Genomic DNA, 12,774 nt, shown 5'->3' with positions numbered 1-12,774 from the left:
AGAGCCACGGGTCACCGCTCGTTGTCGATCAGCGCGAAGATCTCCTCATCGGAGGCCGAGTCGATCTTGTCGGCCACGCCGTCGGGATCGTCCGGGATCCCGGCGGCGGTGAAGCGGTTCAAGCCGCTCTGCAGGATCGCGACCACCTTGTTCCTGATCGCGTCCCCGGCGGCCGCCGTGATCATCGATTCCACCCGTTCCAGCGCGCCGCGCAGCATCTCCTCGGGTGAGGGGGCGGCCGGCGCCAGGCTCTTGAACAGGTAGTCGGTCAGCGCGTTCACGGTCGGGTGGTCGAACACCAGCGTCGCCGGGAGCGTCAGGCCGGTCTCGGCGTTGAGCCGGTTGCGGAGCTCGACGGCGGTGAGGGAGTCGAAGCCGAGCTCGTTGAACGCCCGGTCGACGCCGACGCTGGCGGCGTTGCCGTGCGCGAGGACGGCGGCCACGTGGGCGCGGACGGTGTCGGTGAGCAGGCGCAGCGCGTCGGGCTGGGCCATGCCGGCCAGCTTGTCCCCAAGCCCGCCGGACGATCCGGCCGCCGGTCCGGCGGCGGCCCGGCGTGGGACGCGGATCAGGCCGCGCGCCATCGGCGGCAGGTCGCCGGCCTCGGCCCTGGCCCGCAGCCCGGCGGTGTCCCACCTGACCGCGACGACGAGGGGGTCCGGGCTGCCGAGCGCCGCGTCCAGGAGGTCCAGGCCCTGCTCGACGGTGAGGGGGGCGATGCCGGAGCGGGCCAGCCGGGCCGTGTCGGCCTCGGTCAGCGTGCCGGACATGCCCGATTCGGTGTCCCAGAGCCCCCACGCGACCGACACGCCGGGCAATCCCGCCGTACGGCGATGCGCGGCCAGCGTGTCCAGGAACACGTTCGCGGCGGCGTAGTTGCCCTGCCCCGGGTTGCCGAGCACGCCGGCCAGCGAGGAGAACAGCACGAACGCCGAGAGCGGCAGGTCGCGGGTGAGCTCGTGCAGGTGCCAGGCGGCGTCGGCCTTGGGCGCGAGGACCGCGTCCAGCCGGGCGGGGGTGAGGCCTTCGACGGTGGCGTCGTCGAGCACGCCGGCCGTGTGGATGACCGCGGTGAGCGGCCGGTCGGCCGGGATGAGCGCGAGCGCGGCGGCCAGCGCGTCCCGGTCGGCCACGTCGCACGCGGCGACCATCACCCGGGCGCCGTAGCTGCCCAGGTGGGAGACGAGCCGGCCCGCGCCGGGCGCGTCCAGGCCGCGCCTGGAGACGAGCAGCAGATCCCGCACGCCGTGCCGCTCCACCAGCCGCCGGGCGACCAGGCTGCCGAGGCCGCCGGTGCCGCCGGTGACCAGCACCGTGCCGGATCCCAGCTCGGCCGGGGCGTCGATAGGGCGGCGGACCAGCCTGGGCGCCAGGAGCGCGCCGTCGCGGGCGGTGAGCTGCGATTCGCCCGCGCCCACCGCGGCGGCGACCGAACCCCAGGCGGTGAACTCGGGCCCGGCGTCCAGCAGGACGAACCTGCCGGGGTGCTCGGACTGCGCCGTCCGCACCAGACCCTGCACGGCCGCGCCGGGCAGGTCGTGAGTGCGGAACACCAGGCGGGAGCTGGCGAAACGTTCGTGGGACACCCAGGTCTGGATCAGGTCGAGCGCCTGGCCCGACAGTTCGCGGACGGCGGCGGGCACGTCCCCGGTGGTGGCGGTCAGGGTCGCCACCACGAACTCGGGGACGGGGTCCAGCGTGTGGAGGAGGGCCGCATCCGGGAACGCGAACCCGGAACCGTCTCCGCCCGGTACGGACACCTCCACCCAGTCCACCCCGTGCGGCACCGGGCCTGTGGACGTGGCCAGCGCGGCCACCGGGACCGTGCGGACCCGCAGCGATTCCATCGAGAACACCGGTCGCCCCGACCCGTCGGCCGCCTGGATGGCGCACCCGTCGGCGCCGATGGACGTGAGCCGTACCCGCAGCAGCCGGGCCCCGGCGGCGAGCAGTCGCACCCCGCGGAACTCGAACGGGAGGCGGAGCTCACCGGTGGACTCGACGCCGGCCAGCAGCATGGGGTGGAACATCGCGTCGAAGAGGGCCGGGTGGATGCCGTAGCCGGTGACGTCCAGGTCGTCGTCGATGGCGACCTCGGCGAGCAGGTCGTCGCCCTGCCGCCAGAGGGCGCGGACGCCCTGGAAGGCGGGGCCGTACTCGTAGCCGAGGTCGGCCAGCCGCTCGTAGCCGCCGTCGATGGCGACCGGGATGGCGTCGGCCGGAGGCCAGGCGCCGGCCGAGTCCCAGGCGGGGGTGTCGGCTGCGGTGACGAGGCCGGAGACGTGCCGGGTCCAGGCGGCTTCCGCGTCGCCTGCGGGCCGGGAGTAGACCCGGACCGGGCGGGGCCCCTCGGCGTGCTGGATGACGACCTGCACGTCGACCGCGCCGCGCAGCACCAGCGGGGCCTCGAACGTGATCTCCTCGACCCGGTCGCAGCCGAGCCGGGCGCCCGCGTCCAGCACCAGGTCGACCAGCGCCGCGCCGGGCAGCACGGCCGAGCCGAGCATCACGTGCTCGCCCAGCCAGGGCGCGGACGCGGCGGTGAGCCGCCCGGTGAGGATCGTGGTGCCGTCGTCGGCGAGGTCCACGGCCGCGCCCAGCAGGGGGTGGCCGACGCCGCGCAGCCCGGCCACGGCGACATCGCCGGTGTCGATCCGCGAGGTGAGCCAGAACCGCTCGCGGTCGAACGCGTAGGTGGGCAGCTCCACGTGCGCGCCGCCGCCGGACAGCGCCGCCCAGTCGACCGGGACGCCGGCCACGGACACCCGCGCGAGGCAGTCGGCGAGCGAGTCGGGCTCGGAGCGCTGCCGCCGGTGCAACGAGACGATCACCGAGTCCGGACCGGTGACGCAGTCGTGCGCCATCCCGGCCAGCACCGCGTCGGGCCCGACCTCCAGGAAGGCGCGGACGCCGTCCGCCTCCAGCCGGGCGATCATCGGCTGGAACAGCACCGCGTGCCGGATCTGGTCCAGCCAGTACGACGGCTCCGTCCAGGTGGCGTCGCCCCCCAAGTTGGTGGCAGCCGGGATGTGCGGCTCGGTGAACAGCACGGTGCGCAGTTCGGCCTCGAACGCGGCGAGCATCGGCTCCATCAGCGGCGAGTGGAAGGCGTGGCTGACCGGCAGCCTGCGGGTGCGGCGGCCGAGCTCGCGCCAGCGCGCCCCGACCGCGAGCGTCGCCTCCTCGGCGCCGGACACGACGACGGCGTTGGGCCCGTTGACGGCCGCGAAGCCGACCTGGCCGGTCAACCCGGGCCGTACCTCCTCGACGCTCGCCTCGATGGCGACCATCGCGCCGGGCACGTCCAGCGCCTGCATGAGCCGCCCCCTGGCGGCGATCAGCCGGGCCGCGTCGGCCAGCGACCAGATGCCGGACACGTGCGCGGCGGCGAACTCGCCGACCGAGTGGCCGGCCACGACGTCGGGGGTGACGCCGAGCGACTCCAGCAGCCGGTAGGCGGCCACCTCGTACGCGAACAGGGCGGGCTGGGTGTAGCGGGTCTTGTTCAGCAGGGCCGCGTCCGGGGTGCCGGGCTCGGCCCACATGACCTCGCGGAGCGGCCGGTCCAGGTAGCGGTCCAGAGCGGCGCAGACCTCCTCGAGCGCGGCGGCGAACACCGGCGAGGCGGCGGCCAGCTCGCGGCCCATGCCGGCCCGCTGCCCGCCCTGCCCGGTGAACAGGAACGCCAGCCGGGGCCGGTCCGGCGCGGTGCCGGTGATCTGCTCGGGCCCGGCCAGGCCCGCCAGCAGGGCTTCCCGGTCGTGGCCGAGGACGACGGCGCGGTGCTCGAACCTGGCCCGCTCGGTCGCGAGGGCGCGGGCGACGTCGGCGGGGGCCAGCGTCGGGTCGGCGCTGACCAGCCGGTGCAGCCGGGCCGCCTGCTCGCGCAGCGACGCGGCGGTGCGGGCGGTGAGCAGCCAGGCGTGCGGGGCGCCCGCGACCACCGGGGCGTGACTCGGCGATTCCGGCTGCTCGGCGGCCTCTTCGAGGATGACGTGCGCGTTCGTGCCGCCGATGCCGAAGGAGGAGACGCCGGCCCGGCGCGGGTGGCCATCGCGGGTCCAGCGGCGCGCGCCGGTCAGCAGCCGGACTCCGCCGGCCGGCCAGTCCACCTGGGCGGTGGCGTCGTCCACGTGCAGCGTGCGGGGCAGCACGCCGTGCCGCATCGCCTGCACCATCTTGATCACGCCGGCCACCCCGGCGGCGGCCTGGGAGTGGCCGATGTTCGACTTCACCGAGCCCAGCCAGAGCGGGCGGTCCTTGGGACGGCCCTGCCCGTAGGTGGCGAGCAGCGCGCCCGCCTCGATCGGGTCGCCTAGCCGGGTGCCGGTGCCGTGCGCCTCGACGGCGTCGATGTCGCGGGCGTCCAGCCGGGAGTCGGCGAGCGCCTGCTCCACGACCCGCTCCTGGGCGGGGCCGTTCGGGGCGGTGAGCCCGTTGCTGGCGCCGTCCTGGTTGACGGCCGAGCCGCGGATGAGGGCCAGCACGCGGCGGCCGTTGCGGCGCGCGTCCGACAGCCGCTCCAGCAGCAGGATGCCGACGCCCTCGGCCCAGGCCACGCCGTCCGCGGTGGTCGAGAACGACTTGCACCGCCCGTCCGGCGACAGCGCGCGCTGCCGGGAGAACTCGACGAACGAGTCGGGGGTGGCCATCACGGTGACGCCCCCCGCGAGCGCCATCGCGCACTCGCCGCGCCGCAGCGCCTGCACCGCCAGATGCAACGCCACCAGCGAGGACGAGCAGGCCGTGTCCACCGAGATGGACGGGCCTTCAAGCCCGAACGTGTACGACACCCGCCCCGGCAGCACGCTCGGCGCGCTCGACACCAGCAGCGTGCCCTCGACCCCTTCGGGCACCGCGCCGTCGGTGAACCGGGTGGAGTAGTCGCTGTACATGTTCCCGACGTAGACCCCGGTGCCGCTGCCGCGCAGCGTGCCCGGGTCGATCCCGGCCCGCTCGAACGCCTCCCAGGAGGCTTCCAGCACGAGCCGGTGCTGCGGGTCGGTGGCCAGCGCGCTGCGCGGGCTCATCCCGAAGAACGCCGCGTCGAAGTCACCCGCGTCGTACAGGAAACCGCCGTGCTTGGCGTACGACTTGCCCATCGCCTCCGGGTCGGGGTCGTAGATGCCCTCGATGTCCCAGCCCCGGTCGGCGGGCATGTCGCCGATGGCGTCACGGCCCGCGGCGACCAGGTCCCACAGCTCTTCCGGGCTGGTCACCCCGCCCGGATAGCGGCAGCCCATGCCGACGATCGCGATAGGTTCGTGCCGGCGGTCGTCGCTGTCGCTGAGCCGCTGCCGGGTCTCCGCCAACTCGACGATCGCGCGCTTGAGATATTCGCGCAGTTTGTCCTCAGTCGCCATGACCGGACCTTTCCAGTGAGGACCTCAGGGGTGACGCCTTGGTTCGGTCGTCGAGCAAGGCGAAGATCTCCTCGTCCGAGGCGGAGCTGAGTTTCTCCGCCGCGTCCGTGGTGCCGCTCGGGCTCGCGCGGAACCTGGTGATCGTGGCGGCCCCGAAGGTTTCCAGACCGCTCTGCAGAATCGCGACGAGCTTGCCGCGAAGGGCGTCCCCGTCGCCGTTGGCGGCGGCGACCATGGATTCGACCTGCTCCAGCGCGCCGCGCAGGGTGTCTTCCGCGGAGGGCGCGGCGGGCGCCAGGGCGCGGAACAGGTGGTCGGTGAGGGTCGCGATGGTGGGGTGGTCGAACACCAGCGTGGCCGGGAGCCGCAGCCCCGTGTCGGCGTTGAGCCGGTTGCGCAGCTCGACCCCCGTGAGGGAGTCGAAGCCGAGTTCGTTGAAGGCGCGATCGACGCCGATGCTGCTCGCGCTGCCGTGCGCCAGGACGGCGCCGACGTGCGAGCGGACGACGTCGAGCAGGTGGGCTTGGGCGTCGGCCGGGGCGAGGTGGGCGAGGCGCTCGGCCAGGCCGGCCATCGCGGTCGCTTTCGCGCCGGCCTTCTCGGCTGTCCGGCGCGGGGCGCGGACCAGGCCGCGCAGGGGCGGGGGCAGCTCGCCGGCCGCCGCCCTGGCGCGGAGCCCGGCGGTGTCCCAGGTCGCCGCCACCAGGAGGGGGGCCTGGGTGGTCAGGGCCGCGTCGAAGAGCTCCAGACCTTGCTCGGCGCTCATCGGGGCGATGCCGGTGCGGGCCAGGCGGGCCGTGTCGGCGTCCGACAGCGCGCCGGACATGCCCGATTCGCTGTCCCAGAGGCCCCAGGCGACGGAGACCGCCGGGAGGTTCATGGCGTGGCGGTGCGCGGCGAGCGAGTCCAGGAAGGCGTTCGCGGCGGCGTAGTTGCCCTGGCCGGGGTTGCCGAGCACGCCCGCGACCGAGGAGAACATCAGGAACGTGGTCGCGTCCGTTAGTTCGTGCAGGTGCCAGGCGGCGTCGGCCTTCGGCGCGAACACGGTGTCCAGGCGCTCGGCCGACATGCCTTCGACGGTGGCGTCGTCCAGGACGGCGGCGGTGTGGATGACGGCGGTGACCGGGTGGCCGGCGAGGAGGGCGGCCAACTGGGTGCGGTCGGACACGTCGCAGGCGGCGATGGTCACGCGCGCTCCCTGGGCTTCCAGGTCAGCGCGTAGTTCCGCCGCGCCGGGAGCGCCGGGACCGCTCCGGGAGACCAGCAGCAGGTCCTGTACGCCGTGCCGCTCGACCAGCCGCCGGGCAACCAGCATGCCAAGCCCGCCGGTGCCGCCGGTGACAAGCACGGTGCCCGCGCCCAGGTCACCCTGCTTCGCGATGGTCTGACGGGTCAGGCGCGCTGCCAGGACCGCGCCGTCGCGCATCTCGAGCTGCGTTTCGCCCGCCCCCACCGCCGCTGCGGCCACGCCCCACGCGTTGGACCCTTCATCCACATCAAGTAGGACAAATCGCCCCGGATGTTCGGACTGCGCGGAGCGCACGAGGCCCCAGACCGCGCCGCCCGCCGGTGAGCTCCGCGCCGCCCGGGTGACGAACACCAGCCGCGACCCGGCGAACCGCTCGTCGCCCACCCAGGCCTGGATGAGGTTGAGCGCCTGGTACATGCCGTCGTGCGCGTCGTACGGGAGGTCGTCGTCAGCCGGCAGGCACGGCACCAGCACGGTGGCCGGCACGTCGCCGGTGGACATCTCGACCAGGGATGCGAGGTCGTAGTAGCGCGGGGCGGTCACCCCGGTCCTGTCCAGCGCCGCGCCGATCTCATCGGTGAACTCGTCATACCCGACGAGGGCCCAGCGCTGACCGGTCAGGTCGGCGGGCGGCAGCGCCAGGTCGATCCAGTCGAGCCCGTACGCCTCCGCGGCAGGCCGCGCCGCGCCGCGCGCCACCCCGCGCAGGTGCAGCGCGTCGGCTTCGGCGATCTTGAACCCGGCGCCGTCGTAGATCGCCAGCGAGTCACCGGACAGGTGCACCCGGAGGGAGTCCGCGCCCTGGGCGGACGCCCGTACGCCGCTCCAGGAGAAGGGCAGCAGCAGCGTGCCGGGGTCGCGCGCCGCGTCGGCGGCGTCCAGGACGAGGAGGTGGAGTGCCGCGTCCAGCAGCGCCGGGTGCAGCGTGAACCGGTCCGCGCGCAGCGGCTCGGGCAGCGACACCTCTACGTAGGTGTCCTCGCCGGAGCGCCAGGCGGCGCGCAGTCCCTGGAAGGCGGGGCCGTACTGGTAGCCGTGGTCGGCCAGCCGCTGGTAGGCGTCGGCGATGTCGACGGGCTCGCCGGGCGGCCAGGCCAGCCGGTCTTCGGCGACGGGAGCCGAGATCGCGAGCGTGCCCGCCGCGTGCCGGGTCCACGAGATGTCGCCTGCCGGGCGGGCGTGCACGGTGAACGCGCGACGACCCTGCTCATCGGCACGGGCGACGGCGACCTGGACGTCGACCGACCACGCGCCGCGCAGCGGCAGCGGCGCTTCGAGGGTCAGCTCCTCGACCTCGTCGCAGCCCGCCGCGGTGGCGGCCGCCAGCGCGAACTCCACGAACGCCGTGCCCGGCAGGATCGCCTCGCCGTCGACGACGTGATCGCCCAGCCAGGGCTGGCCACCGCGCGACAGCCGCCCGCTGAGCAGGAATCCGTCCTCTCCGGCCAGCGGGATGACCGCACCGAGCAGGCCCGCCGGAGCGTCGCCGTCGATCCAGTAGCGGCTGCGCTCGAACGGATACGTGGGCAGGTCGACGTGGTGGCCCGGCCCGTCGGCGAGCGCGGCGGCCCAGTCGATGCCCGCGCCCAGCACGTACGCCTGGGCGACGGCCATCAGGAACCGCAGGCTGCCGCCCTGACCGCGCCGGAGCGTGCCGGTGGCACCGCCCGGCCTGCCCGTGGCCGCCAGGGTGTCCTGGACATGCCCGGTCAGCACGGGATGCGGGCTGGCCTCGATGAAGACCGGGGTGCCGTCGAACGCCTCGATGGCCTGCTGGAAGCGGACCGGGGTGCGGAGGCTGGTGAACCAGTAGTCGGCGGTGAGCTCGGCGGGGTCGAGGAACGCGCCGTCGCGGGCCGAGCAGAACGCGACCCCGGTCTGGCGCGGCGTGATGTCGCCGAGCGTGGCGAGCAGCTCATCGCGCAGCGCCTCGATGTGCGGGGTGTGCGCGGCGTAGTCGATCGCGACCGGCCGGGTCCGCACGCCCTCTCCGCAGGCCGCCGCGTACTCGGCCAGCGCGTCCAGATCACCGGCGATGACCGTGTCGGCCGGGCCGCTGTACACGGCAGGCCACAGCCGGCCTTCCCAGCGCGCCAGGTCGATCCGCTCGGCCGGCAGTGACACGGCGAGCATCCCGCCGGTGCCGCCCAGCTTCATCAGCGCCTTGCTCCGCAGCGCCACGATCTTCGCCGCGTCCGCCAGCGACAGCGCCCCCGCGACGCACGCCGCGGTGATCTCCCCCTGCGAATGCCCGACCACGGCCGTGGGATCGACCCCCACCGACCGCCACAACTCGGCCAGCGACACCATGACCGCGAACAGCACCGGCTGGATGACGTCGGACCCTTCGAGCTTCGGCGCCCCTTCGGCTTCCCGCAGCACGTCCGCCACCGACCAGCCGACGTACGGCGCGAGCGCGTCCGCGCATCGGGTCAGGTGTGTGCGGAACACGTCACTGGATTCAAGCAGCTCGACGGCCATCCCGGCCCACTGCGACCCTTGCCCGGGGAACACGAACACCGGCCGCACCTCGGCACCGGCGGCCCCCGTCACCACGGCTCCGTGCGGCGCTCCGGCGGCGACTGCGGCCAGCCCGGCGAGCAGTTCCGCCCGATCCCGCGCGACCACGACAGCCCGGTTCGCGAAGCTCGCCCGCCGCGACAACATCCGCCCGGCGGCTGGGAGATCCCCCTCAGCCGCACCCTCGGCGAACGCACCGAGCCGCACAGCGTGATCCCGGAGCGCCGCCTCGGTCTTCGCCGACAGCACCCAGACCAGCGCGGAGCCGGAACCGTTCGGCTGCTCCCCGCTTGTGGCGACCGGGCGTTCCAGGATGACGTGGGCGTTGGTGCCGCTGATGCCGAAGCTGGAGACGGCCGCTCGGAGCGGGCGGTCCGGGGGGAGGTCGACAGGTTCGGTGAGGAGGCGAACCTGACCGGCGGACCAGTCGACCTGAGCGCTGGGCTCGTCGGCGTGCATGGTTGGCGGGAGCGTGCGGTGCTCCAGCGACTTGATCATTTTGATCACGCCGCCGACTCCGGCGGCGGCCTGGGTGTGGCCGACGTTGGATTTCAGGGAGCCGAGCCAGACCGGGCGCTCGGGATCGCGGCCGGCGCCGTACGCGGCGATGATCGATTCGGCTTCGATCGGGTCGCCGAGGCGGGTCCCGGTGCCGTGGGCCTCGACCACGTCGACCTCGGTGGCGGGCACCTGAGCGTCGGCGAGGGCCTGGCGGATCACGTCCTGCTGGGCCTGGCCGCTCGGGGCGGTGAGGCCGTTGCTCGCGCCGTCCTGGTTGACCGCGCCGCCGCGCAGGACGGCCAGGATCGGGTGCCCGTGCCGGACCGCGTCGGACTGCCGTTCGAGCAGGAGCAGGCCCGCTCCCTCGCCCCAGCCGGTGCCGTCCGCCTGAGCCGAGAACGCCTTGCAGCGGCCGTCGGCGGCGAGCCCGCTCTGCCGGCTGAACTCGACGAACAGCCCAGGGCTGGACATCACGGTGGCTCCCCCGGCCAGCGCCAGCGAGCACTCGCCGCGCCGCAGCGCCTGCATGGCCAGCACGATCGCGACCAGCGAGGACGAGCACGCCGTGTCGACGGTGATCGCCGGGCCGCGCAGTCCCAGCGCGTACGCGATCCGGCCGGACGCGACGCTGAGCGCGGTGCCGGTCAGCAGGTGGCCGTCGGCGACGCCGGTGGGCTGGTGCAGGCGCGGGCCGTAGTCGGAGGCCATCGCGCCGACGAACACGCCAGTGGGGGTGCCGCTGAGCGTGACCGGGTCCAGGCCGGCGCGTTCGACGGTCTCCCAGGCGATCTCCATCAGCAGCCGCTGCTGGGGGTCCATGGCGGCCGCTTCGCGGGGGCTGATCCCGAAGAATCCGGCATCGAACCGGTCCGCGCCGGTGAGGAACCCGCCGTACCGGGTGTCGCTGGTGCCCGACAGCGCGTCGAGGTCCCAGCCGCGATCCTCGGGAAACTCCCCGATGGCGTCGGTGCCGGTCCGGACGAGCTGCCACAGCTCCTCGGGAGTCGTCACGCCGCCGGGGTAGCGGCAGCCCATCGCGACGACCACGATGGGGTCGCCGTCGACCTGGGTCCGCTCCACCGGAGCCGCCTCGGCCGGGCCGCCGCTGGTCAGCGTGTACAGGTGATCGGCGAGCCGATCCGGCGTCGGGTGATCGAACAGCAGCCCGGTGGGCAGCCGCAGCCCGGTCGCGGCTCGCAACCTGGCCCGCAGATCCTCCGCCGCCGCCGACTCAAATCCAAGATCCTTGAATGTCCGGTACGGCTCGACGCCCGCACCGTCCTGATGCCCGAGCACACTAGCGGCGGTGCCGAGGACCAGCTCGCGGATCTCCCTCCGGGACAGACCGGTCGGCGCGTCACCGGTGCCCGCCGGGACCGGCGTCGAGGGGGAACGGGACACGAGCGCGGCCTGGCCGAACTGGCGGCGCTGGAACGGATAGGTCGGCAGGTCGATCAGCCGTGCGGCCGGGATGTCCCAGTCGACGGGCGCCCCGAACGTGTACGCCTCCGCCAGCGACCGCGTGAAACGCTCCGGCCCGCCGTCGCCGCGCCGCAGCGTCCCGACGACCGCGACGTCCAGTTCCGCGGCCTCGGCCGTCTCGGCGACGCCGGTGCCGAGCACGGGATGCGGGCTGCATTCGATGAACAGGCCGGTGCCCAGGTCCAGCGCCCGCCGGGTGGCCTGCGCGAACCGGACCGGCTGCCGCAGGCTGCGATACCAGTACTCGGCGTCGAGCCCGGCCGTGTCCAGCGGCTCGCCGGTGAGAGTGGAGACGAACGGCGTCGGAACGCTAACCGGCCGGATCGGCTCCAGCGCGGCGATGACCTCATCGCGAATGCCCTCGACCTCAGCCGAATGGGACGCGTAGTCGACCGGCAGCAGCTTGACCCGGTGCCCGTCGGCGACGAGCCGCTCCCCCAGCTCGGCGAGCGCCGCGCGGGGTCCCGACACCACCGCTGAGCGCGGGCCGTTGAACGCGGCCACGCCCACCTGCGGCGCCAGCGGCCGGACTGCCGCTTCGACGACATCGAGCGGTGCGGCGATCGACATCATGCCACCGCGTCCGGCGATCCCCGCGATGGCCCGGCTGCGCAGGGCCACCACCCGCGCGCCGTCCGCCAGGCTCAGCGCCCCTGCGACGGTGGCCGCGGCGATCTCGCCCTGCGAGTGCCCGAGGACCAGGTCGGGTTCGACCCCGCGCGCCCGCCACAGCCCGGCGAGCGACACCATGACCGCCCAAAGCGCCGGCTGCACCACATCGACCCGGTCCAACCCGGGCGCGCCTGGCGCACCACGCAGAACATCGAGGACGGAGTAATCGACGAACGGTGCGAGCGCCGCGTCGCATGACCCGATCAGCGCGGCGAACTCCAGCGACCCGTCGAGCAACTCGGCGGCCATCCCCGCCCACTGCGACCCCTGCCCGGGAAAGACGAACGCCCGCCGACCGGCGATGACAGACCCGCTCACCACCGAGTCGTCGGGCCGCCCACCAGCGAAGGCGTCGAGCGCTTCCCAGCGGCGGTCGTCGGGCCGCCCACCAGCAAGCGCGTCAAGCCCTTCCCGCCAACGGTCATCAGGCCGCCCACCGGCGAACGCGTCAAGCCCTTCCCGGCGACGCTCCCCCAGGACGACCGCCCGATGCTCGAAGCTCGCCCGGGTCCGTACCAGCGAGAGGGCCACATCGGCGACACCGACCGCCGGCTCGCCGGCGACCCGGTCGCGGAGCCGTCCGGCCTGCGCCCGAAGCGCCTCGACCGACCGCGCGGAGAGCACCCAGGGCGGTCCCGTGTCGGAACGCCCAGTTCGAGGAGTTTCGGCGGTCGCGGGGGCTTCGGCGGACGCGGAGATTTCGGCGGTCGCGGAGGCTTCGGCGGACGCGGAGGCTTCGGCGGACGCGAGGGTTCCGGCGGACGTGGAAGGTCCGGCGGACGCGGAGGCTTCGGGGGTCGCGAGGGTTCCGGCGGACGCGAGAGATCCGGCGGACGCGGAAGGTTCAGCGGTCGCGAGGAATCCGGCGGAGGCGAGGACTTCGGCGGAGGCGGGGGGTTCGGCGAGGATCAGGTGGCAGTTGGTGCCGCCCATGCCGAATGAGCTGATGCCGGCGATCAGGCGGCGGGCGGGGGCGGGCCATGGGCG

General features: G+C 74.4%; 2 protein-coding genes. Both read right to left on the bottom strand.

Annotation, left to right across the window (positions count from 1 at the left end):
- Positions 1-11 precede the first annotated feature (11 nt).
- A complete protein-coding gene (locus tag Aple_RS35200; protein WP_155349070.1) occupies positions 12-5,363 on the bottom strand; it encodes a type I polyketide synthase in 5,352 nt (1,783 codons plus the stop codon).
- The gene (locus tag Aple_RS35195; protein ID WP_218038659.1) at positions 5,353-12,720 is read right to left on the bottom strand and encodes a type I polyketide synthase; all 7,368 of its coding nucleotides are present in this window, start codon (positions 12,718-12,720) and stop codon (positions 5,353-5,355) included. Before Aple_RS35195 ends, Aple_RS35200 begins: the two co-directional genes overlap by 11 nt.
- Positions 12,721-12,774: the final 54 nt, after the last annotated feature.

It is taken from the genome of Acrocarpospora pleiomorpha (genome assembly GCF_009687885.1).
Lineage (GTDB): Bacteria > Actinomycetota > Actinomycetes > Streptosporangiales > Streptosporangiaceae > Acrocarpospora > Acrocarpospora pleiomorpha.
The sequence above is the reverse complement of the archived record's forward strand: the minus strand, read 5'-3'. Positions and strand labels throughout refer to the sequence as shown.

Excerpts from the sequence above, each read along its gene's own strand:
- Aple_RS35200 (WP_155349070.1), bottom strand. The coding sequence starts at position 5,363 with ATGGCGACTGAGGACAAACTGCGCGAATATCTCAAGCGCGCGATCGTC.
- Aple_RS35195 (WP_218038659.1), bottom strand. The coding sequence starts at position 12,720 with ATGGGCGGCACCAACTGCCACCTGATCCTCGCCGAACCCCCCGCCTCC.